The 21,313-nt window shown below is 55.3% G+C and carries 22 protein-coding genes and 1 other RNA gene; 15 read left to right on the top strand and 8 right to left on the bottom strand.

Translation table 11 applies throughout. The annotated features are described in order from the left end of the window. Positions 1 to 94: 94 nt before the first annotated feature. The gene (gene dnaK / locus ONG87_RS03070) at positions 95 to 2,014 is read right to left on the bottom strand and encodes a molecular chaperone DnaK (RefSeq protein WP_264382208.1); all 1,920 of its coding nucleotides are present in this window, start codon (positions 2,012 to 2,014) and stop codon (positions 95 to 97) included. Positions 2,015 to 2,130: 116 nt separating this feature from the next. After that, positions 2,131 to 2,697 (bottom strand): nucleotide exchange factor GrpE, encoded by a 567-nt coding sequence (gene grpE, locus ONG87_RS03065; protein ID WP_122480198.1) that lies wholly within the window; start codon positions 2,695 to 2,697, stop codon positions 2,131 to 2,133. Positions 2,698 to 2,925: 228 nt separating this feature from the next. Between grpE and recN the strand changes: the two genes are divergently transcribed. Then, positions 2,926 to 4,599 (top strand): DNA repair protein RecN, encoded by a 1,674-nt coding sequence (recN, locus tag ONG87_RS03060; RefSeq protein ID WP_122480199.1) that lies wholly within the window; start codon positions 2,926 to 2,928, stop codon positions 4,597 to 4,599. A gap of 262 nt (positions 4,600 to 4,861) precedes the next feature. On the opposite strand, the gene fur is transcribed toward recN, so the two are convergent. Continuing rightward, on the bottom strand, positions 4,862 to 5,266 hold the full coding sequence (gene fur / locus ONG87_RS03055) for a ferric iron uptake transcriptional regulator (protein ID WP_122480200.1): 405 nt from the start codon (positions 5,264 to 5,266) through the stop codon (positions 4,862 to 4,864). Positions 5,267 to 5,364: 98 nt separating this feature from the next. Here fur and ONG87_RS03050 point away from each other — a divergent pair, with 98 nt between their 5' ends. Further along, a complete protein-coding gene (locus ONG87_RS03050) occupies positions 5,365 to 5,886 on the top strand; it encodes an outer membrane protein assembly factor BamE (RefSeq protein WP_264382207.1) in 522 nt (173 codons plus the stop codon). Positions 5,887 to 5,947: 61 nt separating this feature from the next. On the opposite strand, the gene ONG87_RS03045 is transcribed toward ONG87_RS03050, so the two are convergent. Together ONG87_RS03045 and ONG87_RS03040 are read right to left on the bottom strand one after the other, a co-directional pair. Next, positions 5,948 to 6,259 carry an RnfH family protein gene (locus ONG87_RS03045; RefSeq protein ID WP_264382206.1) on the bottom strand — a complete coding sequence of 104 codons (312 nt, stop codon included), beginning with the start codon at positions 6,257 to 6,259 and terminating at the stop codon, positions 5,948 to 5,950. Next, the gene (locus ONG87_RS03040; protein ID WP_122480203.1) at positions 6,252 to 6,686 is read right to left on the bottom strand and encodes a type II toxin-antitoxin system RatA family toxin; all 435 of its coding nucleotides are present in this window, start codon (positions 6,684 to 6,686) and stop codon (positions 6,252 to 6,254) included. Before ONG87_RS03040 ends, ONG87_RS03045 begins: the two co-directional genes overlap by 8 nt. Before the next feature lie 258 nt (positions 6,687 to 6,944). Here ONG87_RS03040 and smpB point away from each other — a divergent pair, with 258 nt between their 5' ends. Then, entirely contained in the window at positions 6,945 to 7,427 is a 483-nt protein-coding gene (gene smpB / locus ONG87_RS03035; RefSeq protein WP_043190812.1) for an SsrA-binding protein SmpB, read from the top strand. Positions 7,428 to 7,472: 45 nt separating this feature from the next. Here the strand turns inward: smpB and ONG87_RS03030 are convergent, their stop codons facing one another. Next, positions 7,473 to 8,243, bottom strand: coding sequence for an FCD domain-containing protein (locus ONG87_RS03030; RefSeq protein ID WP_264382205.1), 771 nt, complete (start codon positions 8,241 to 8,243; stop codon positions 7,473 to 7,475). 179 nt (positions 8,244 to 8,422) lie between these two features. Here ONG87_RS03030 and ONG87_RS03025 point away from each other — a divergent pair, with 179 nt between their 5' ends. The 7 genes from ONG87_RS03025 (at position 8,423) to ONG87_RS02995 (ending at position 14,020) form a co-directional block, all read left to right on the top strand. Continuing rightward, a complete protein-coding gene (locus ONG87_RS03025) occupies positions 8,423 to 10,123 on the top strand; it encodes a lactate permease LctP family transporter (protein WP_122480205.1) in 1,701 nt (566 codons plus the stop codon). Positions 10,124 to 10,339: 216 nt separating this feature from the next. Further along, entirely contained in the window at positions 10,340 to 10,612 is a 273-nt protein-coding gene (locus ONG87_RS03020) for a hypothetical protein (protein WP_122480206.1), read from the top strand. A gap of 78 nt (positions 10,613 to 10,690) precedes the next feature. After that, positions 10,691 to 11,083, top strand: a transfer-messenger RNA (tmRNA) gene (gene ssrA, locus ONG87_RS03015). 245 nt (positions 11,084 to 11,328) lie between these two features. Continuing rightward, complete coding sequence (locus tag ONG87_RS03010) at positions 11,329 to 11,577, top strand: AlpA family transcriptional regulator (RefSeq protein ID WP_264382204.1); 249 nt, start codon at positions 11,329 to 11,331, stop codon at positions 11,575 to 11,577. Then, positions 11,574 to 12,701, top strand: coding sequence for a YfjI family protein (locus tag ONG87_RS03005; protein WP_264382203.1), 1,128 nt, complete (start codon positions 11,574 to 11,576; stop codon positions 12,699 to 12,701). Before ONG87_RS03010 ends, ONG87_RS03005 begins: the two co-directional genes overlap by 4 nt. Before the next feature lie 32 nt (positions 12,702 to 12,733). Further along, the gene (locus tag ONG87_RS03000; RefSeq protein ID WP_264382202.1) at positions 12,734 to 13,078 is read left to right on the top strand and encodes a YfjI family protein; all 345 of its coding nucleotides are present in this window, start codon (positions 12,734 to 12,736) and stop codon (positions 13,076 to 13,078) included. 363 nt (positions 13,079 to 13,441) lie between these two features. Continuing rightward, the gene (locus ONG87_RS02995) at positions 13,442 to 14,020 is read left to right on the top strand and encodes a HEPN domain-containing protein (protein WP_264382201.1); all 579 of its coding nucleotides are present in this window, start codon (positions 13,442 to 13,444) and stop codon (positions 14,018 to 14,020) included. Between the two features lie 157 nt (positions 14,021 to 14,177). Here the strand turns inward: ONG87_RS02995 and ONG87_RS02990 are convergent, their stop codons facing one another. Beyond that, complete coding sequence (locus ONG87_RS02990; protein WP_264382200.1) at positions 14,178 to 15,350, bottom strand: phospholipase D family protein; 1,173 nt, start codon at positions 15,348 to 15,350, stop codon at positions 14,178 to 14,180. 173 nt (positions 15,351 to 15,523) lie between these two features. On the opposite strand from ONG87_RS02990, the gene ONG87_RS02985 reads away from it, so the two are divergent. The 5 genes from ONG87_RS02985 (at position 15,524) to ONG87_RS02960 (ending at position 20,246) form a co-directional block, all read left to right on the top strand. Beyond that, the gene (locus tag ONG87_RS02985; RefSeq protein WP_264382199.1) at positions 15,524 to 16,000 is read left to right on the top strand and encodes a hypothetical protein; all 477 of its coding nucleotides are present in this window, start codon (positions 15,524 to 15,526) and stop codon (positions 15,998 to 16,000) included. Positions 16,001 to 16,194: 194 nt separating this feature from the next. Next, a protein-coding gene (locus tag ONG87_RS02980) for an IS5 family transposase (RefSeq protein ID WP_264382198.1) occupies positions 16,195 to 17,051 on the top strand; the annotation gives its coding sequence in 2 pieces (ribosomal slippage) (positions 16,195 to 16,536 and positions 16,539 to 17,051; 855 coding nt in all). A 908-nt stretch (positions 17,052 to 17,959) separates the two neighbouring features. Beyond that, entirely contained in the window at positions 17,960 to 18,616 is a 657-nt protein-coding gene (locus ONG87_RS02970; protein ID WP_264382196.1) for a hypothetical protein, read from the top strand. Next, entirely contained in the window at positions 18,613 to 19,104 is a 492-nt protein-coding gene (locus ONG87_RS02965; protein WP_264382195.1) for an ImmA/IrrE family metallo-endopeptidase, read from the top strand. The genes ONG87_RS02970 and ONG87_RS02965 overlap by 4 nt, the downstream gene beginning before the upstream one ends. A gap of 5 nt (positions 19,105 to 19,109) precedes the next feature. Further along, on the top strand, positions 19,110 to 20,246 hold the full coding sequence (locus ONG87_RS02960; RefSeq protein ID WP_264382194.1) for a beta family protein: 1,137 nt from the start codon (positions 19,110 to 19,112) through the stop codon (positions 20,244 to 20,246). Between the two features lie 16 nt (positions 20,247 to 20,262). On the opposite strand, the gene ONG87_RS02955 is transcribed toward ONG87_RS02960, so the two are convergent. After that, positions 20,263 to 20,892: a sce7726 family protein gene (locus ONG87_RS02955; protein ID WP_264382193.1), complete on the bottom strand. Its 630-nt coding sequence runs from the start codon at positions 20,890 to 20,892 to the stop codon at positions 20,263 to 20,265. Positions 20,893 to 21,313 lie beyond the last annotated feature (421 nt).

Here is a 21,313-nt window from a genome sequence, read left to right as displayed (position 1 = left end):
TATTCCAGACACGCCAACGCGGGAGCAAGCCCCCGCGCGGCGACATCCTACCAGTCACCGTGCAAGCACAGTCAACCGGCCGACCAACAAGTGTTTACTTGTTGTCTTTGACTTCTTCGAACTCGGCATCGACAACGTCGTCGTGCTTGCCGGCTTCTTCCGCTGGCTGGGCAGCAGCACCTTCAGGCTTCTCGGCCTGGTCGGCGTACATCTTCTGCGCCACTGGCGCGGAGACCTTGGACAGCTCTTCGACCTTGGCATCGATGGCAGCCTTGTCGTCGCCCTTGACCGCAGCTTCCAGCGCCACGACGGCCGCTTCGATGGCAGTCTTCTCGTCGGCAGTGACCTTGTCACCGGCGTCGGCAACCATCTTGCGCGTCGAGTGCACCAGTGCATCACCCTGGTTGCGGGCAGCAGCCAGCTCTTCGAACTTGCGGTCTTCCTCGGCGTTGACTTCAGCGTCACGCACCATCTGCTGAATTTCGTCTTCGGACAGACCGGAGTTGGCCTTGATCACGATCGACTGGGTCTTGCCGGTGGCCTTGTCCTTCGCGCCGACGTGCAGGATGCCGTTGGCATCGATGTCGAAGGTCACTTCGATCTGCGGCACGCCACGTGGCGCTGGCGGGATCTCGGCCAAGTCGAACTTGCCCAGCGACTTGTTCTGCGCGGCTTGCTTGCGCTCGCCCTGCAGAACATGAATGGTCACGGCGCCCTGGTTGTCATCGGCAGTCGAGAATACCTGCGATTTCTTGGTAGGAATCGTGGTGTTCTTCTCGATCAGCGCGGTCATCACGCCGCCCATGGTTTCGATACCCAAGGTCAGCGGGCTGACGTCGAGCAGCAGCACGTCTTTCACGTCGCCGGCCAGTACGGCGCCCTGGATGGCAGCACCCATGGCAACGGCTTCGTCAGGGTTGACGTCCTTGCGGGCTTCTTTGCCGAAGAAGTCGGTGACCAGCTTCTGGACCAGCGGCATGCGGGTCTGACCACCGACCAGAATCACGTCGTTGATCGCGCCAACGTCGATACCGGCGTCTTTCATGGCGATGCGGCAAGGATCGATGGTGCGCTGAACCAGGTCTTCGACCAAAGATTCCAGCTTGGCGCGGGAGATCTTAACGTTCAAGTGCTTCGGACCGGTCGCGTCTGCAGTGATGTACGGCAGATTGACGTCGGTCGACTGGCTCGAGGACAGCTCGATCTTGGCTTTCTCAGCGGCTTCTTTCAGGCGCTGCATGGCCAGCGGGTCACCCTTGAGGTTCATGCCGCTTTCTTTCTTGAATTCGTCTACGAGGTAGTCGATCAAGCGGATGTCGAAGTCTTCGCCGCCCAGGAAGGTGTCGCCGTTGGTGGCCAACACTTCGAACTGGTGCTCGCCGTCTACTTCGGCGATTTCGATCACGGACACGTCGAAGGTACCGCCACCCAGGTCATAAACGATGACGGTGTGGTCGCCCTTAGCCTTGTCCATGCCGTATGCCAGTGCAGCGGCAGTCGGCTCGTTGATGATGCGCTTGACGTCCAGACCGGCGATACGACCGGCGTCCTTGGTGGCCTGACGCTGGCTGTCGTTGAAGTAGGCCGGCACGGTAATGACCGCTTCGGTGACCGCTTCGCCGAGGTAGTCTTCGGCGGTCTTCTTCATCTTTTTCAAGATTTCAGCCGAGATCTGCGGCGGTGCCATTTTCTGGCCGTTGACTTCGACCCAGGCGTCCTTGTTGTCGGCTTCGACAATCTTGTACGGGACCATCTGGATGTCTTTTTGCACGACGTCTTCGGCGAAACGACGGCCGATCAGGCGCTTCACTGCATACAGCGTGTTGTGCGGGTTGGTGACGGCCTGACGCTTGGCCGACTGACCGACGAGAATTTCGCCGTCGTTGGCATAAGCGATGATCGAAGGTGTGGTCCGAGCGCCTTCGGCGTTCTCGATGACCTTGGCCTTGCCGTTTTCCAGAATGGAGACGCAGGAGTTGGTGGTCCCCAGGTCGATACCGATAATCTTGCCCATGTTTCTTCTCCTGGCACTAAGGCCCGAAAATTTTGGATTTGGTTGCCGCAGCAGTGGTGGCTGTCTGCGGTAGCACTTAAACGCTTGACACTAAGATGGGGGCCACTTGGCCGATTTCAAGCCTGCTCGTCTATCGAAGGCGAAACCGGTGCGGCGGCCTTGCTGACCACGACCATGGCCGGGCGCAGCAGGCGTCCATTGAGCTGATAGCCCTTCTGGAAAACCTTCAAGACACTGTTGGGCTCGACATCCGCGCTTTCCTGCATCGCCATGGCCTGGTGATGCTCGGCGTTGAATGGCTGGCCGTGCGGGTCGATGGCTTCCAGGTTGTAGCGCTTGAGGGTGTCCTGAAACATCTTCAGGGTCAGCTCCATGCCTTCGCGCATCGGACGAATGCTTTCGTCGTCGGCGCTGGACAGCTCGATACCGCGCTCGAGGCTGTCGAGCACGGGCAGCAGGTCGCCGGCGAACTTCTCGAGGGCGAACTTGTGCGCCTTTTCCACGTCCTGATCGGCGCGGCGGCGAACATTCTGCAGGTCGGCCGCGACACGCAGCGACTGGTCCTGAGCGGTGGCGAGCTGCTCTTCGAGCAACTGCACGCGCGCGGTGAGGTCTTCGGCGCCAGCGCTGGCAGCCTGATTAGCGTCTAGATTCTGATCGTCCAGATTCTGTTCATCAGCCATTGGTTCTCTCCTCTCGATAACGTCCGCGAGGTCGACTCGCGCTTCTGACCGGTATATGGGGTCGCAAATTCGCGCTTCAAGGGCTGACGACCAGCGGCTGAGTGTGGGCTTTCGAACTAAGCGATAAAAAACCCAGGCATCAGGCGAAAACGAGCTAAGGGCCAATATTGTCAGCCCTGTATAAAACACTGTATAAATAACCAGACATTCATGCCTGGGGGCGGTCTTATGCTGGTGCACCTGTCCGTACACAACTATGCCATCGTCGAACATCTCGACCTCGAACTCGAGCGCGGGATGAGCGTGATCACGGGCGAAACCGGCGCCGGCAAATCGATCATGCTCGATGCGCTGGGCCTGGCCCTGGGCGACCGCGCCGACAGCGGCGTGGTCCGGCCCGGAGCAGACAAGGCCGACATCCTTGCCACTTTCGATCTGGTCGATATCCCCGAGGCCAGCACGTGGCTTGCCGAGCGCGACCTGGAAACCGACGGCCCCTGCATCCTGCGCCGGGTGATCACGGCCAAGGGCGGTTCGCGCGGCTACATCAACGGCACCCCCTGCCCGCTCGGCGACCTCAAGTCGCTGGGTGAGCTGCTGATCGATATCCATAGCCAGCACGAGCACCAGTCGCTGCTCAAGACCGATACCCATCGCCGCCTGCTGGATGAATACGCCGGTGCCAGCGATCTAGCCCGGCAGGTGCACCTGGCTGCGCAGAAATGGCGCCAGACCCGCCAGGAACTCGAGCGCCTGTCGGACTCCGGTGACGAACAGCGCGCACGTCACCAGTTGCTCAGCTACCAGCTGGAAGAGCTGGAGAACCTCGGGCTGGGCGAGAACGAGCTGGAGCAGCTGGAACAGGAACACAAGAACCTGACCAACGCCGAAGCCTTGTTCGGCATCTGCCGCCAGGTCATCGACCATTGCAGCGAAAACGATTCGGGCAACGTGCTCAGCGCGCTGACCGCCAGCCTTAATCGCCTGGGCGGCGTCAGCAATGCTCCGAACGCGCTGGGCGAAGCGGCCTCGATGCTGGCAACGGCGCAGATCCAGGTCGAAGAAGCCGTGGGCGAACTCAATCGCTTCCTCGACCACTTCGAAGCCGATCCGGCGCGCTTGCAGCATATCGAGGAGCGCCTCGACACCATCTATACCCTGGCGCGCAAACACCGCGTTCACCCGACCGAAGTGGTCGCGCTGCAACACCGCTTGCTCGAAGAGCTGGAAGGGTTGAACGCCAGCGACGAGTCAATCGAGCAGCTGGGTGAAGAGCTGGCGGCCTATGCACGCCACTACCAGGAAAAAGCCGGTGAGCTGACCGGACTGCGCACCCACGCCGCCGCGCAACTGGCGGCCGCAGTGGAGGTGGAAATCCAGCGCCTGGGCATGCCTGGTGGGCGCTTCACCATCGAGCTGCGCGCCAATGCCCACGAGGACTTGCACCCCAATGGTCTGGAGCAAGTCGAGCTGTTGGTCAGCGCCAACCCGGGCCAGCCGATGAAACCCTTGGCCAAGGTGGCCTCGGGTGGCGAGCTGTCGCGGATCAGCCTGGCAATCCAGGTGATCACGGCGCAGACCTCGCGGGTTCCGACGCTGGTGTTCGACGAAGTGGACGTGGGCATCGGTGGCCCGACAGCCGAGATCGTCGGGCAGTTGCTGCGTCGCCTGGGTGAGCGTGGGCAAGTGCTGACCGTGACCCACCTGCCGCAGGTGGCGGCGCAGGGGCACCATCATTTGTTCGTGCACAAGGTGCGCGGCAGTGACGAGACACGTACGGCGGTGTCGAACCTGGGCAAAGGCGAGCGAGTGGAAGAGGTGGCGCGGATGCTGGGCGGGATTGACCTGACCAAGGAATCGCTGGCGCATGCGAAGAAGATGGTGGTGACGGCCAAGGGGTGATGGTGGCCAGGCGGGCCTCTTCGCGGGCAGAGGGCTCGCCGCCCGCCCCGCTCCCACAAAAAAACGGGTCTCACATACCACTTGTGGGAGGGTGATGGTGGCCGGCGGGCCTCTTCGCGGGCAGAGCCCCGCTCCCACAGGTAAGTACGAGCCTTGTGGGAGCGGGGCGGGCGGCGAGCCCTCTGCCCGCAAAGAGGCCCCAACTGATTCACCCCAACAAAAAAGGCGACCCCAGGGTCGCCTTTTTGCATCACTCCTGAAGTTACTTTGGCTTGCGCACGTACAGCACCAGGTTGTGATCCACCAGCTCGTAACCATGCTCGCTGACGATTTCCTTCTGGCGGCGCTCGATCTCGTGATCGGTAAACTCGATCACGTCACCCGAGTCGACATCGACCATATGGTCGTGGTGCTCGCCGTCTGCCAATTCGAACACGGCATGGCCGCCGTCGAAGTTGTGACGTGCTACCAGACCCGCCGCTTCGAATTGGGTCAGAACACGGTAAACCGTGGCCAGGCCCACATCTTCGCCCGCTTCCATAAGCGCCTTGTAGACTTCCTCGGCGCTCATGTGGCGTTGCTGTGCCGACTCCAGCATTTGCAGAATCTTGACCCGTGGAAGGGTCACCTTGAGGCCGGCTTTACGCAGTTCGCTATTATCAACCATGGTCAGCTTTCTCAACGATGCGGCTTCGCAGCATCTCTTAATACGGGTATGATCGGGGTTTACGTTGTCCCAGCCAAGATAGTGGAAGTCGCCCACCGATGCAAAACACCAAGCACTTGCTAACCAGCCTCACCTTCGTGGGACTGCTCGCACTCGCCGGTTGTTCATTCCCCGGGGTTTACAAAATCGACATCCAGCAGGGCAATGTCGTCACACAGGACATGATAGACCAGTTACGGCCCGGAATGACCCGTCGGCAAGTAAGGTTTATCATGGGCAACCCCCTGTTGGTCGACACGTTTCACGCCAATCGCTGGGATTACCTGTACAGCCTGCAGCCAGGCGGCGGCGAACGCCAGCAGGAACGCATGAGTGTCATGTTCAACGGCAACGACCAATTGGTCGGCCTCTCTGGCGATTTCATGCCGGGCGTCAGCAGGGACCAGGCGATTCTGGGCAGCGACACCGACACCAACGCTACGCCCCAGCAGGGCGAGCCACAGAAGGCCGAAGAGCCACCCAAGCCTGGCTCGATGCTCGACGACATCCAGCGCGACGTGGACGGCGTGAAGACCGTTCCCGTGCCAGCACCCCAGCCGCTGGACGTTTCGCCGCAGTAAGCAGGCGGTACGAAAAAAGCCCGGTCATGCCGGGCTTTTTCATGGGCGAAGGAAAGTTATCTCAATGCGCCTTGCGCGCTTGCGCCGCCTTGGCCGCGCGCAATCGTCGCACCTCTTTCGGGTCCGCGAGCAACGGGCGGTAGAGTTCGATGCGGTCACCGGATTGCAGCACGTGCTCGGCGGGCGAATCCAGCAGCTTGGCGAAGATGCCTACCGGGCACTGACTGAAATTCACGCCAGGGAAACGCTGGGCAATGCCCGACATCTCGATCGCCTGGGCGACGGTTGTGCCCCCAGGCACTTGCAGCCCGATCAATGCCTGATCGTCGACCGCGGCATAGGCCACTTCGATGTCGATCAACTGCTCAGCCATGCAATTGCTTGGCGCGCTGGCAGAAGGCATCCACCAAGGTGTTGGCGGCCTGGTTGAACAGCGGGCCCAAGGTGGCGCGAATGATCGGGCCGGCATAGTCGAAGGACAGATCCAGGCTGATCTTGCAGGCCTTCTCGCCCAGCGGCTTGAACACCCACACTCCGTGCAACTGGTTGAACGGACCTTCTTCCAGGTTCATTTCAATGGAGCTACCGGGCACCAAGGTATTGCGGGTCACGAAATGCTGACTCAGCCCACCCTTGGCAATGTCCAGGTTGGCACGCATCAAGGTGTCGGTTTCTTCAAGGATGGTGGTGGACGAACACCAAGGCAGAAACTCGGGGTAGCGGGACACGTCGTTGACCAGGTCATACAGGGCCTGAGCGGGATAAGGCAGCAGGGCCGAGCGTTGAATATGGGTAGTCATGCGGGCGTCACTTCCAAAGCTGGGCGGCGGACGCGAGAACCCCGCGCCGGCCGAACGACGCCAACGGCGCCTTGAAAATAAGGTAGGCATGCCAGCAGACAGGGGGCACGCCAACGAAATCACGGGGCTTCTTTGTCGACAGCGGCAAAGCGCAGGCTATCCATAAAGATCAGGTATTGTCCGGTATTCATTGCAAGCGCTCAAGCGCATAGCAATACCGTAGCCGAGAGCGCAACGACTGCCTATAATGCGCGCCCTATGGCCAAATTAAAGAAACACCCTACAGGGACCATCGCGCAGAACAAGAAAGCGCGACACGATTACTTCATCGAACACCGTTTCGAGGCTGGCTTGGTCCTGGCCGGTTGGGAAGTAAAAAGCCTGCGTGCCGGCAAGGCGCAACTGGTGGACAGCTACGTGCTGCTCAAGGACGGCGAAGCCTGGCTGATGGGCAGCCACTTCACCCCTCTGACCACGGCCAGCACCCATGTGATCGCCGACCCGACGCGTACCCGCAAACTGCTGCTCAACCGCCGCGAGCTGGAAAAGCTGTTCGCCCAGGTTCAGCAGAAGGGCTATGCCTGCGTGGCGTTGTCGATCTACTGGAGCAAGCACTTGATCAAGTGTGAAATCGCTCTGGGCAAGGGCAAGAAGGAATACGACAAGCGCGATACCGAGCGCGAGCGCGATTCCAACCGCGAGCTGCAGCGTGCCGTGCGCAACAAGGGCAAGGAAGACTGATTCCTTCCCCTTGCAGCGCCAGCTTTGCCGCATTTACCGGCTTGATTACTGCAAGCTGCTGCGACGCTGTGCGCGAGCGGTGCGTTGCACTGTCTGCCGTGCCTCGTCGAGCACGCCCTGCACGTAAGTGATATGCAGGCTGGCCAATTCACGTGCCTGCTCCGCCTGACCGCTCACGATGGCCTGAAACAGCTGGCGATGCTGCGCGATCAACTTGTCTCGGGTTTCCCCGCTGTGCCGGTGCATGCCACCGATGTTCACCACCATGTTGCGCTTGAGCATGTCGAACAGACCGCGCACGGTGTGTAGCAATACCGCGTTGTGACTGGCTTCGGCAATCGCCAGATGGAAGTTGGCATCGGCCACGCCCTCCTCTTCCCGCGTGGCGGCCTCGACTCGGCGGTAACAATCTTCCAGGACATCCATGGCCTGCCTCAATCGATCGCGATCGATCTCGGTGGCGCGCTGCGCTGCATAGAAGGCGCACGACGCTTCCAGGGTATGGCGAAACTCGAGCAGGTCGCGCTGGCTTTCCGGATTGCTTTCCAGCAACGCCAACAGCGGATCGCTGAAGGTTGAGCCGAGCGTGTGGCAGACGTAATTGCCCCCGCCCTGACGACTGACCAACATGCCCTTGGCCACCAGTTTCTGGATAGCCTCACGCAACGAAGGCCGTGACACACCGAACTGCTCGGACAGCGCCCGCTCGGCTGGCAAACGCTCGCCTGCCCTGAGCGTGCCCTCGAGAATCATGGCCTCCAGACGCTCGACGATGCCATCGGACAAACGCCGTTGACGGACTTGCTCAATACCCATGGGTGGCTCCAACACACGATTGCCCTGGCCGCACTCGACCAAAGTCATAGACAAGGAAATTGACAGCCCCACGGCTGCGTCCTAACCTGACCGGAACTTATTGTAAATTGGTATTACCAATTCCTGCAATACAGCGCCGTAGCGCCAAGCCTTCCAAAAAAAACAAGGGGCCTCAGTCTATGCAAACCTGGCAGCAGATCTACAACCCGCTCGGCAGCCTCGGGCTATCCGCCCTGGTAGCCGTCATACCCATCGTGTTCTTCTTCCTGGCGCTGGCCGTATTCCGCATGAAGGGGCACGTCGCCGGCAGCATTACCCTGGCGCTGTCCATCGTGCTGGCGATCTTCGCCTACGGCATGCCGGCCGACATGGCACTGGCGGCCGCCGGCTACGGCTTCATGTACGGGCTGTGGCCGATTGCCTGGATCATCGTCGCCGCCGTGTTCCTGTACAAACTGACGGTCAAGAGCGGCCAGTTCGAGATCATTCGCAGCTCGGTGCTGTCGATCACCGACGACCAACGCCTGCAAGTATTGCTGATCGGCTTCTGCTTCGGCGCCTTCCTGGAAGGTGCCGCAGGCTTCGGCGCGCCGGTCGCCATCACCGCCGCCCTGCTGGTGGGCCTGGGCTTCAACCCGCTGTACGCGGCAGGCCTGTGCCTGATCGCCAACACCGCACCCGTGGCCTTTGGCGCACTGGGCATTCCGATCATCGTCGCAGGCCAGGTGACGGGCATCGACCCGTTCAAGATCGGCGCCATGACTGGCCGCCAACTGCCGTTGCTGTCGTTGATCGTACCTTTCTGGCTGGTGTTCATCATGGACGGCCTGCGCGGCGTCCGGGAGACCTGGCCGGCGGCACTGGTTGCAGGCCTGAGCTTCGCCATCGTGCAGTACCTGACCTCCAACTTCATCGGCCCGGAACTGCCCGACATCACCTCGGCACTGACCAGCATCGTCTGCCTGACCTTGTTCCTGAAAGTGTGGCAGCCCAAGCGCAGCGCCAGCACTGATCAAGTGGCCGTGAGCGGCGGTGCGGCCGTAATGGGTGGCGGACCCGCGGGCAAAACCTCGGCGGTCGGCGGCTCTACACCGACGCCCTACAGCCTGGGAGAGATCCTCAAGGCGTGGTCGCCGTTCCTGATCCTGACCGTGCTGGTCACCATCTGGACCCTGAAGCCATTCAAAGCCATGTTCGCCCCGGGCGGCGCCATGTACAACTTCGTGTTCAACTTCGCCATCCCGCACCTGGACCAACTGGTGCTCAAGACGGCACCCATCGTCGCCACTGCTACACCCATGCCCGCCGTGTTCAAGTTCGACCCGATCTCGGCCACCGGCACGGCGATCCTGTTCGCCGCGATCATCTCGATGATGGTGCTGCGCATCGACATCAAGACCGCACTGAAGACCTTCGGTGAAACCCTGTTCGAACTGCGCTGGCCGATCCTGTCCATCGGCATGGTGCTGGCCTTCGCATTCGTTACCAACTTCTCGGGCATGTCTTCCACCATGGCGCTGATCCTGGCCGGCACCGGCTCCGCGTTCCCGTTCTTCTCGCCGTTCCTGGGCTGGCTGGGCGTGTTCCTGACCGGCTCGGACACCTCGTCCAACGCGCTGTTCGGCTCGCTGCAAGCCACCACCGCGCACCAACTGGGCGTCAGCGACGTACTGATGGTGGCCGCCAACTCCAGCGGCGGCGTCACCGGCAAGATGATCTCGCCGCAGTCCATCGCCGTGGCCTGCGCTGCCACCGGCCTGGTGGGCCGCGAGTCCGACCTGCTGCGTTTCACGCTCAAGCACAGCTTGTTGTTCGCCACCATCATCGGCTTGATCACCCTGGCGCAGGCCTACTGGTTCACCGGCATGCTGGTGCACTGATTCCTGGCCGATATGCGTCCAACACACCCAACCTGGGGGCGATGTCGCCCCCTTTTGGTGCTAACTGAATTTATTTACATCCGCACACGTTTTCGACAGAACCCCTGCAAAAGGGCGAAGTCCATTCATCAGGCCCGCAAGCAATTGGGCTATTTCTGACTGCGGACGCCGATCCTACCGAGGAGCGCCGAGTCCACCTTGAGTAAGGAGATTCTTATGAAGCGTACCTATCTGTCCGGCCTGATCGTAGCCTCCGCCCTGATCGCATCCCCTGTGTTCGCCGCTGACGACCTGTGCGAAGTGAACATGCAGAAGCTGAACGACGCCAAGACCACTTCGATGCAGCTCGGCGACCCCGCCAAGAGCCAATACGACGACGCGTACAAAGCCGCCATGGCCGCCCACGCTGCCAAGGACGAAAAAGCCTGCATCTCGCACTCCACCGACGCCATGAACATCCTGATGGATGCTCAGAAAAGCAAAGGCTGATCGCCAAGCCAACCATGGGGTTGGCCTGACGCCGCAAAATGACGTAGACTACGTCTCCCCTGCCTAACCGCAGGGACTGGGGCCGATTAGGATTCGACGCCGGTTGCGAAACTCTAGGTGCATGCCGACTTGGTAACAGAAGTCGTAAATCAACTGTTGCAACTTTCTATAGTTGCCAATGACGAAACCTACGAGGGCCAAGCTCTCGCTGCCTAACGGTAGCTGAGCCGCTCTTCTGGCTACTTCGGTGCCAGCGATCATCAGGGGATGCCTGTAAACCCAAAGTGATCGTCACGCAGAACAGGATCGTCGTGTAGCACGCTGTGGGCAAAGCGACTAAAACTTACACAGCTCGTCCAATGCACCCTGCCAGTCGGGCGGCTGCGGATTAACTCAGTAGACACGGCTAAGCATGTAGTACCGACAGCGGAGTACTGGCGGACGGGGGTTCAAATCCCCCCGGCTCCACCAAATAATCCTTACAAATCAGGCACTTAGCGAATCTCGCAAGTGTCTTTTTTGTGCTTAAATGGGTTGTTTTGGCTCGGTAATGCCAGCTTTATGACAGCCTTCCTAGCCCATTCCACATCTGCGGCTATACCCCCCATCGCATCAACCGTGATTGCGTTTTCTGACGATTTTTCGGTTTGAAATCGAGCCACAGCGGTCTGGCAGGGGTATTAAATCTGTGTCGGCTTACACACAGAGACCCACACATGCCGACACATGCCCCCAAGCAGTACTTGATCAGTCACGCCTCCCTGCAGCACTGCTTTGACAAGAGCCGCTCTGGGCTCGATAAGCTGCGCGAAAGCGACCCCAGCTTCCCTCGCCCCATCAAGTTTGGCCCGAGCAAACAGGCTGGCGTTTACTTCGTCGTCGCGGAGGTGGAAACCTGGCTGGAGAGCAAGATCAGCGAGCGTGATGGAGTCACTCGGGCTCGCTCTGAGAGAGATGAGCAATGACCACACACGAGCAGTTACCGTCGTTCTTGGCGGAAATGCCCGAGGCAGCACGTGCCTCATATCTGAATCCAAGCATCGTGCCAAAGCCACTGCCGAGCGGATTGGCCAGGGTTATGCCCTGGCGTGGAGAGCTACTGCCTGCTGTTCTTCAAGAATACGTGCGGGATGTCGCCGAGCGCACTCAGTACCCACCGGATTTTGTTGGGGTCGCGCTTGTGGTTGCTGTTAGCGCCGTAGTCGGACGCAAATTCACCATCCACCCGAAGCAGCATGATGATTGGACTGTCGTTCCCAACCAATGGGGAGTCATCATTGGACGGCCGTCTGCGATGAAAACACCAGCGCTCAAGCAAGCGCTTCGTCCCTTGGACGCATTGGAGACAAGAGAGCGAAATCAGCACTCCGTGGCGTTGGAGGAGTACAGGACCAACACTGAGCTGCTCGACATCGAGCGCAAGGCTGCTAAGAGCAATGCCACGAAACTTATAGGCAGCGGCGACAAACTTGGAGCGCGGGAGGAGCTCACCAAGGTTTCGAGTGATGTGCTGCCTCCAGTGCAGCGTCGCTACACCGTCAACGACTCAACGGTAGAAAAGCTCGATGAGCTGCTCAACGAAAACCCAAACGGCCTGCTGCTAGTACGTGACGAGCTCGGGGGCTGGCTCGCAACAATACAGAGTGAGGACGGCTCAGTGGCACGCGCTTTCTACTTGGAGTGCTTCGATGGCAACGGCTCATTTACCTACGATCGTATTGGCCGAGGCACCCTGTTCATCGAGTCATGTTGTTTATCGCTGATAGGCGGAATTCAACCCTCACGAATCGCATCCCTCGTGAACGCCTCGATCAGCGGCGAAGTGGATGACGGCCTGATTCAGCGCCTACAGCTCGCCGTCTATCTCGACGACATCCGTCAGTGGCGTCTGGTCGATCGCTGGCCAAACCAAGCTGCCGCTGAGCAAGTGAAACAGGTTATTGACTACCTCGATCAGCTACCATCCGAGCCTCGTACTACGCTCAGGTTCAGCCCAGAAACACAGGAAATGTTTAACGCCTGGTATACGCGTCATATGCAACAAAGCCGGAGCGAAGAATTCACCCAGCATTGCAATCCCATTATCTAAAAATGCCGCAGACCATTGCGGGGTTGGCCCTATTGTTCGAACTGGTCGAAGGTGATCAGAGAGCCGTGGGCATAGAGTCCACATCACGCGCCATTGACTGGGCGAGCTACCTGATGAGCCATGCCTTGCGACTCTACGGCGCAGCTATTGACGCCCCACTACTCGGTGCCAGGCTGATCCTGGAGCGTCAGCAGAAATTACCCGAGCCGTTTACCCCACGCGAGGTGCGTCAGAAGGACTGGATGGGGTCGGGCTCACAGGACGCTGTGAACAACGCACTCGCAGTTCTGGCTGAACACGACTTAATCATTGGCTACGAGGTGGCCAGAGAAAAAGGTGGCCGCCCATCAACACGCTACATCTGGCGAAAAACGTAGCCTCGCCCCAACCTGTTTACCAAAAAGGCCGGTAGGGCAGCCTACAGAACCTACGAAACTAAGTTCTGTAGGTTTTGTAGGCACCCTTTTCCTGGTTGGGATAAGTAATCAGCGCCCAAATGGACGTACCTGAACGCTTGGGGCAGCTGCCAGTGCTTGCGAAGCGGCGCTCTGAATCTGTCGAATCAGGCGGAATCGGCCAAAAGCAGACCGCCCGATACATCTAGAAAGCCAGCGGTGATTCACTTCCCTGCAAGATTGGGCCAGACTCTGCTTGTGACGTCGGAGATTTCCATTCGTCCACAAGGACAGGAAACGGTCCAGCCAACACATAAGTAAATCCATCCCTCGCCAGTGCCAACCATGTCAATTACTCTCGATCTTGAATACACACCTCTCCATATTTTTAGTAAAAACTTAGTAAAAATAAAATATATTCAACACATCCAAAAGGATTTAACAGATAGCGACGCTAAGAAGCTCGAGCTAAAAATACATTTCCTAAATCAATCATACGTATTCCAGTTGATCGCTTTTTGGCAAGTGTTTATCGAAGATCTTGCGAAATATGGCTTTCGGCAAATCGAGAAATCTGAAGGTAACCGCACATTAAAAACCATAGCGAAAAACAAACTCGACGAATCGCTAAATAAATTCAATACGCCGAATACGAAAAATATAGACGCTCTTTTCAAAGACGCCCTAGGTATAAGTAAAATTTCAGATCACTGGCAATCGCAGGAATTCACAAGAAATGAAGCAACCACAACGCTAAGCAGGCTTTTGGAAGCAAGACATAAAATCGCTCATGAAGGCACGGCATCAATCCCACTTTCCTATAAAAACAATTTCGAAAAAATGGAAACCTTAATGAAAATCGCCGAACTTACCGAGCATGCAGTTCTTGAAGAATTGAAAATAGCTCTCGGGCACGAAAACTAACTGGGAATTCGCAAGACCTTCGTAGGTGCATTTGAATGGCCGCAATTGGCTGATTGTTGCCTGTCGCGAAGGGCCGCAGTCGACCCATTGCAGCCCTTCGGCATCGAAGATATCGGCCGTGAGCTGCTATCAGGTTGCAGGCAGATGTCGAGCCCTTTCAACCATCCAGGGTGCTAGCGAACCAGATGATGCAATCGAGCTCGGCCAGATTTGCTGCTGGGTAGCCATCTGCCCGCTTCAGAGCCGCACGGAGAAGACGAGCACAATCGACGTAGCGCTCTCCCTTGCTGAGACCTCTTGGGAACGTAATGTCCAGACCTTCAAACCAGCCTCGTATTGGGCGATTTAATACGTAGTAGTGTTTCGGGAAAAACTGACAGAGCATCTCGGAGAACAACGCGCCTCTAGTTGTCAATCCTATTGACGTGAGGCGATTTATCTCCTGAATCACTACTCGGTCACGACCTGCGAACGGGGCGTCGAGCACCCGAGTAAGGCTTTTTGAAAATTCGCGAAAGTCGCTATTACGCCCCGTACGCTCCCACCCTTTGCCTTGAAAGCGACTTCCCTGTTCCCCCATGTGCCACAATGCACAGAGGTTGTCGTAGAAATCATCAATTCGAGTCTGGTTCCAGATCCTGGCCTTGCTTGTACTACGAATCAGCGACACCAAATTGGTCTTATTCCTTCTAAAAGCTTTCATCTGGTCGCGCCGCCGAGTGAGGTACGGCTTATAACCTTTGAGCTTGTGTATCGCCGGCAGTGGCAGGTGATATGCCTCTTGGGTTTCTTTGGGGTCATCCGCTTTCGAGCCACCCGCGTTCGCAGGTTGACGAGCCTCCTGATACCTATCAAGCCAAGTTTCATTCAGGGTCACGCTCACTTCGAAAACTCTTTCGATCCACTCAGACGCCAGTTGAAACTGCTCGTCAAATATGCAGGCGAAACCGTTGGCCTCGAAGTTCGTAGAGAATGCTGCCTTGGTCAAGTTGGAGGATCCAAGCAGCGCGTAGCACTTTCCATCGTGCTCACGCCAGAACATGGCCTTCGGATGAAAGCCATTGATCGACTCCACTACCATGAAATCTTGATGGCGGTCGGCTGGGAGCCATTCCATGACGGCCCGACAGGCGCTCTTGCGGGTGATGCCAAAATCTTTTCCGACGATGAAAAGGAAAGACTCACATTGGTCGCCAAGCGACTCTTTAATACCCCACTCGGTAAGGTAAGCACTTACGATGTATAGCTCTTTCGAGCGGCTCAGTGCGCGGTGGTAAATTCCATCGAGGCTGAGATTCTCGGATTTTTTCGGAAGCAGAATCAGTTCCATATGACGCCCTATCAAGTGTGGTACGAAATTTAGGCACGCCCTTGCCGCGTCCTTAGATTGTCCGCTCTTGGCCGTTGGCAGCCTTGGATCGGTGTTCTAAGAAGATGATAGCCTTTTGCCGTAAAATGATGCACCGTTGCCACCTTTGACCATCATCTCCAAGGACTACCGAAGTGAGCAGTACGCGATTCGTAGCGAATGCTAAAGAGCTGAAAAGCGCCCTTAACGACAAGGCAGACAGCATCGTAATCACCGATCGCAAGCTTGCTTTGGCGGTACGTGTGATCAAGTCCGTGACGTACACGAAGCTTGCATTGATAGCAGGCGGAGCAGGGGTAGCCGCGGTCAGCTTCTGGAACCCGGTGGGGGCTATTTCTGGTGGTGTTGCCGGAGCAAGCGGTCTGGTGACCTTCGGAGCTGCTGCGGGTGCGGTAGGTGCTACCGGTATCAGCGGCGGCGCAGCTGCGGTTGCCGTTGCTGCGCTTGCCACCGTCGGCGTGCTTGGATTGGCGGCAATGGTCATGCATAAGGACTACGCGCTTTCGATCGATGGCGGCGCCAATGGCAAAGTCACTACCACTGACGAAAAGCCCGATGTGAATGGAAAGTTCTCATTCAAGATGACCCTGAAACGCAACGGCAGCAACTGAGGAGCAAGAGGTAGGCTGCCTTGTGAGGCGCCCGCTTCCGACCCAAAGCAGACGCTCCAAGTGTTGAGCGCTGGATCCTGGCTGTGTTGCACAACCCTCTAGGCTCTGTACGAAATCCCGAGAAACCTAATCGTCGCTCCTCCAGCGCTGAGATTTTGTAGAGTCACGCGCCATTAACGGAAAGGAATTCTGTGATGGCAAGGCGCTACGAACTCACGGACGAGGCCTGGGATGTGATCTCCGATCTCTTCATCGAAACCCATGGCCGAGGCCGGCCTCGACTAAGCGACCGCCTGATGCTCGATGGCGTGCTGTGGGTGCTCTGGTCGGGTGCTGCATGGCGAGATATGCCTGAGCGCTTCGGCCCATGGTCAACGGTGTATCAACGGTTTCGGGGATGGCGAAACCAAGGGACTTTCGAGCAGATGCTCAAACGTCTTCACCTGAGATTGAATGAGCAAGGCTTGATTGATCTGCAAACCTGGATGATCGACTCAACCGCAGTACGCGCAACCCGAGCCTCATCTAGCGCCGGGAAAAAAGGGGGCCTGACGAGCCTGCCGATCATGCTCTAGGTCGCAGTCGCGGCGGCCTGACTACCAAAATCCACATGCTTTGCGACGCCAACGGAACACCGCTGCGCTTTATCCTCTCGGGCGGTCAAGCCAGTGACATCAGCTACGCACAACCACTGTTGGACGAGGTCAGCATTCCATCGACCCAACGTGGCCGCCCGCGCAAGCGCTGCAAATGGCTGCTCGCCGACAAGGGTTACGACGCCGAAGCACTACGCCGCTACTGCGATCAATATCGAATGCAGCCCGTCATCCCGTTGCGCTCGATGAAGCGCAAGCCCAAGCCTGGCTTACCAAGACTGTTTGGCCGGCCCAAATACCGACAGCGCAACATCATCGAGCGCATGTTTGGCTGGCTGAAAGAGAACCGCCGGATAGTGACCCGCTTCGACAAGCTCGCGCAAAGTTATGCCGCGATGGCCTCACTGGCTTGCTCCATGCGGTGTTTGCGACATCTCTTTTCGTACAGAGCCTAGATGCGTTGGCGTTCGCAACGAAAGCATCGCCAGCAGGTAGTTGCAACATGATTGCGCCGAAACAAACCTATAAGAGTGTCCTGCAAAAAATAGCGCGACCCGCTCGGAAGATCTTGCACGCTCACCGCATCAAAGGGCTCCACGAGCTGCGTGCGGCGTACGAGTGTGAACGTTATGAGCACGTCACTCGAAATATGGCACCCGTTAACGATGGAGCTCTTTACCGGTATGATCGTTATTCAGACGCTAAAGCCAGAATACAAATCTCCCATGAGCTGGGACAAGGTCGAATTGATATTATCTCTGCGTATATCGGAGGCTCGGGATGAGTAAATCATTCAATATGGAGCTCTTCATAGCTGGCGTGTTGAGTGGATCGTATGCAACGCGGCAACGCCATGTACGTCAGGCTAGATTTATTCAATTCGCCGCCGAAGAGCGGTGGGGGCGGGATACCCCCTGGAAATGGCAGAGGAAGCATTTGTACTGGTTTCTACGCCATCGCCTCAATCACCATAGTCATGCAACTCGCCATTACTACCGCCTCACGGTTCAGCTCATAACCGTGAGGTTAGGCAAAGGCCAGGGTTTCGAGGACTGAACCGCGTCTTTTTCCGTTGACACGTCGACCACTGACACTGGCTGCGATCGTTTCACATGGAAAACGTGATCTAGCACTATGGGCTGCGCTTTACGTTTTTTGGACGACCTAGCTCTCACGCGAGAATGTGAGCTAGCAGGTAGGCATCTTACACCAGCAATCACGGTTTAGGCATTGAAAATCCTCACCTGATGATGGCACACTGACAAAGCGCTATGGACTCGCCATCAGCTGTACCGAATCGGCTACAAAGCGATGTATTTCCATAACTTCTGAAAGCTAGCGGCTGTGAGATTTGGATTAGGAAATGATAATAGGGAAATTTTCAAAAAAATACATCCCCAACACCCGAGGATACGCTCCAAGATCGCTTCTATTAGCTGCCGTTCTCATATTACTGACCATATTTGTGTTTGTTCTTCCAGCCAGTGCTTCAAACCCTGAAACCTCAAGAAAGCACGTAGTTGAAAAGAATTCAAACGCGACAACATCTAGTGATTCAGACACAGAAATGGTAGTACGCACTGCAGTCGCAGAAAATGCACTAATAACGACAAAAGAAATCAGCAGACTGGCAGTAAAAATCAGCAGCCAGCAAGAAGAAATAAAAGCGCTTCGTAAACAGATAGAAAATCTCGAAAAGCCTGGCGATACTAACACTATAACTATTGTACTCACATGCGTATCTGTATTGATAACTATACTTGGAGTAGTATTCGCGATACTATCTATTTTTGGATATACAAACATACGCGAAGAAGCTGCCAGAAGCGCAAAAACAGCTGCAAAAGAAACTGTCGAGAAAATAACAAAAGAAGAGCTACCTGCTGAAACAGAAAAAAACATCATAGCGCTGATGGAAAATAAGCGATTTGATAATATAATTCAAAATGCAGTTGAAAATGTGATGTATAGGGGCATTTCCATTGCAGATGAAGCCTCAGAAAATGGAGACACCAATTGAAATATTCTTGGGAATGGAACTCTCTGAACGATTCTCAACGTCAGATTATTCTCCAGCACCAAGCCTCCTTCCCTGTGGCGGTAGGTGCAATTGCGAAAGATTTCGGAATAACTGTAATGAAGTCAACAATGCCCGGCTCAATTTCGGGTGAAATAAGAGAGAAAGAAGGGCAAGTAACAATAAAAGTCAATAGGCATGATGTGAAGGAGCGCCAGCGTTTCACAATCGCCCATGAAATTGCTCACTTTTTATTGCATCGTGACCGATTGGCGAACGGAATTACCGACGACGTCCTTTATCGTTCGGGACTAACGGATGATTTGGAAAGACAAGCTAATCGATTAGCTGCAGACATAATAATGCCATATAACCTCATACAAGTTGCACTAGCAAATTTAAACTCTTTAAAAGCCGAAGAGAAACTCAAAAACATATCAGAGCTTGCGCAAGTTTCCTTGGCAGCGGTTAGAATCAGGCTTGGAAAGTAACTGTCATGCATAAAAACTTCAATAATTGGAAATACATCCCTTTACTGGCTATAAGCATTGCAGAAATAACTGCGATGGAACAGCTTCCAGATAAAGACAGAGATATGATACTCCCACTATTTCCGCTTAAAGGATGGGCAAGCGCCCACAAACTTTCGAGCTCTATCAAAAAAATCAGGGAGGCTACTGGCTCCAGGCCTTGGATTGCTGACATCGACACCAAATTTCTTTCTTCCAATAAAACCTTTTTATTTACTGGCTCTTTTCCTGAGCGCCCAGTTTTTCACGAGCTACAGAAGCTTCTCGATCCTCACGACGCTTTTAATAATTGGTGTGAGTTCATTAAATACCATGAAGACGCTATTCCCTGTCTCCGACTGGAAAACCTAGAGGACCTAAAGAAGCTACACGAGCAGGCAATCAAGTTATGTGCATTAGCCCGCGGACTGGTTATTAGACTAAATCCAATGCCCGAAAACTACGAAAGGCAAGAGCTAATACTTAAAGCACTGGGCGCAGAAGTTCTAGAAAAAACTCTTATGATATACGACTTAGGACAAATAGATGCAAAATTCAGTGAAAGAATCAATACCTTAGCCTCGTTCATAACTTCAGCTCGGGCCCATGCCAGCAGCCTAGAAATAGCTGTAAGCGCATCATCTTTCCCTTATGGTTTTGCGGGGCAAAAACAAGGAGAAAACTCAATATATGAACGAATGCTTTACAACCAAATATCCGAGCGCGCCGATTTAAAGCCAATTATATACTCGGACAGAGGGAGCGCCAGGGCCGACAAACAAGATGGTGGCGCAGGAACTCCACCTCCAAGAATTGATTACCCGTTAAAAAAGGACTGGAAATTTGTTCGGCGAGAGGTAGATGATGACGCACCGAATGCCCAAGAGAGACGTCGCTCAGCTTATATAGAGATAGCCAAGGAAATAACCACAAATACATATTGGATTCCTGAGCTCAGACTATGGGGAACTCAGCAGATTGAAATAACTGCGGAAGGAAGCGAATTTGGAATAAGTAGCCCAATGCGTTCAACTGCTGTGAGGATAAACATCCACCTATTCAACCAACTTCACTACGACACGGAAACTTCAGAGATTGATACCGACGAAGAATGGACAGACTGAGATCCCAGGTCCCCAACTAGACAATTACTCTGTAAGGACTTAACAGGTCTACGTCTAACGGGGACACTCTTCCTTCCAAGAAGGCCTTTTTCATAAATCGCTCAGACGCCATCAAAAACCTATCATGTAGCCCGTCTGCTAAAACAGATTTAATATCCGACTTCGATAGGCGTGAAATACGCCCCCTAACAGCAACCTTCAGGTCGTAGATTCCTAACTCAGCTGGTACCACACCAACCTTCTTAGCTAACATTGAAAGCTCACGTCGCGTCATGAGATCAAGATAGTTTTCTTTACAGGCTCCTTTTATTATCTTTTCCTTTCGCACCACTTTCAAACTATCCTTCGAAACCTCCCACACTCCTACGCGTTTATCGACCAACAGCTCTTCCACTTTCCTTACGAACTTCGGAGCGACCGCAACGACAACCTTGTCAAAATATTTGCAGTACTCATCAACCTGCCCAATCAAACGAGCCAAAGTATCCTTTTCGCTTTTGATTTCTACTGCAATCATTTTACCTTCGCATACATACCCAAGATCTAGTCGTCTAACCTTTTTCGCCAGGCTCATCTCACTAAAAACCAGCCCTTCCCTAGTTAAACCTCCGCTAGAAATCAAATGTCTAAGCACCAGCGATTTCATTTCCTTCTCCCCCACCAACACCTCCTCAAAAATAGTAAAATTTTCGCAGTAAAATATTTTAAAACTGTAAAAAATATTCTATACCACAGCTAAATAAATATCAAGCATTTAGTTCCCCAAAACACCCATAACCAGCTGAATGAGAAACATTCAAACCCGCCTTATGAAACCCATATGACACTATAGAAAAGTGCACGCACAGAATAGAAATATTGAACTTAACGATAGGCAAGATTTTAGGAAACCATTCATCTATTCAAGGGCACTCATACACCGCTTAATAAGCTAGAAAATAAAGCCCTCGTATGACCTCATAATCACTAGTTGCAGAGTATGAAAAGCACGATTAGGTTTTTATACCAACAACTAACGCCCCTTGTCTGCGATAACGCACCCGCGCGCATGGGCCCAGAATATAAGC

Origin of the sequence: Pseudomonas sp. MM227 (assembly GCF_947090715.1) — a bacterium.
GTDB lineage: Bacteria > Pseudomonadota > Gammaproteobacteria > Pseudomonadales > Pseudomonadaceae > Aquipseudomonas > Aquipseudomonas baltica.
The sequence above is the reverse complement of the archived record's forward strand: the minus strand, read 5'-3'. Positions and strand labels throughout refer to the sequence as shown.

Coding starts and splice junctions, on each gene's coding strand:
- dnaK (WP_264382208.1), bottom strand. CDS start 2,014: ATGGGCAAGATTATCGGTATCGACCTGGGGACCACCAACTCCTGCGTC.
- grpE (WP_122480198.1), bottom strand. CDS start 2,697: ATGGCTGATGAACAGAATCTGGACGATCAGAATCTAGACGCTAATCAG.
- recN (WP_122480199.1), top strand. CDS start 2,926: ATGCTGGTGCACCTGTCCGTACACAACTATGCCATCGTCGAACATCTC.
- fur (WP_122480200.1), bottom strand. CDS start 5,266: ATGGTTGATAATAGCGAACTGCGTAAAGCCGGCCTCAAGGTGACCCTT.
- ONG87_RS03050 (WP_264382207.1), top strand. CDS start 5,365: ATGCAAAACACCAAGCACTTGCTAACCAGCCTCACCTTCGTGGGACTG.
- ONG87_RS03045 (WP_264382206.1), bottom strand. CDS start 6,259: ATGGCTGAGCAGTTGATCGACATCGAAGTGGCCTATGCCGCGGTCGAC.
- ONG87_RS03040 (WP_122480203.1), bottom strand. CDS start 6,686: ATGACTACCCATATTCAACGCTCGGCCCTGCTGCCTTATCCCGCTCAG.
- smpB (WP_043190812.1), top strand. CDS start 6,945: ATGGCCAAATTAAAGAAACACCCTACAGGGACCATCGCGCAGAACAAG.
- ONG87_RS03030 (WP_264382205.1), bottom strand. CDS start 8,243: ATGGGTATTGAGCAAGTCCGTCAACGGCGTTTGTCCGATGGCATCGTC.
- ONG87_RS03025 (WP_122480205.1), top strand. CDS start 8,423: ATGCAAACCTGGCAGCAGATCTACAACCCGCTCGGCAGCCTCGGGCTA.
- ONG87_RS03020 (WP_122480206.1), top strand. CDS start 10,340: ATGAAGCGTACCTATCTGTCCGGCCTGATCGTAGCCTCCGCCCTGATC.
- ONG87_RS03010 (WP_264382204.1), top strand. CDS start 11,329: ATGCCGACACATGCCCCCAAGCAGTACTTGATCAGTCACGCCTCCCTG.
- ONG87_RS03005 (WP_264382203.1), top strand. CDS start 11,574: ATGACCACACACGAGCAGTTACCGTCGTTCTTGGCGGAAATGCCCGAG.
- ONG87_RS02995 (WP_264382201.1), top strand. CDS start 13,442: ATGTCAATTACTCTCGATCTTGAATACACACCTCTCCATATTTTTAGT.
- ONG87_RS02990 (WP_264382200.1), bottom strand. CDS start 15,350: ATGGAACTGATTCTGCTTCCGAAAAAATCCGAGAATCTCAGCCTCGAT.
- ONG87_RS02970 (WP_264382196.1), top strand. CDS start 17,960: ATGATAATAGGGAAATTTTCAAAAAAATACATCCCCAACACCCGAGGA.
- ONG87_RS02960 (WP_264382194.1), top strand. CDS start 19,110: ATGCATAAAAACTTCAATAATTGGAAATACATCCCTTTACTGGCTATA.
- ONG87_RS02955 (WP_264382193.1), bottom strand. CDS start 20,892: ATGAAATCGCTGGTGCTTAGACATTTGATTTCTAGCGGAGGTTTAACT.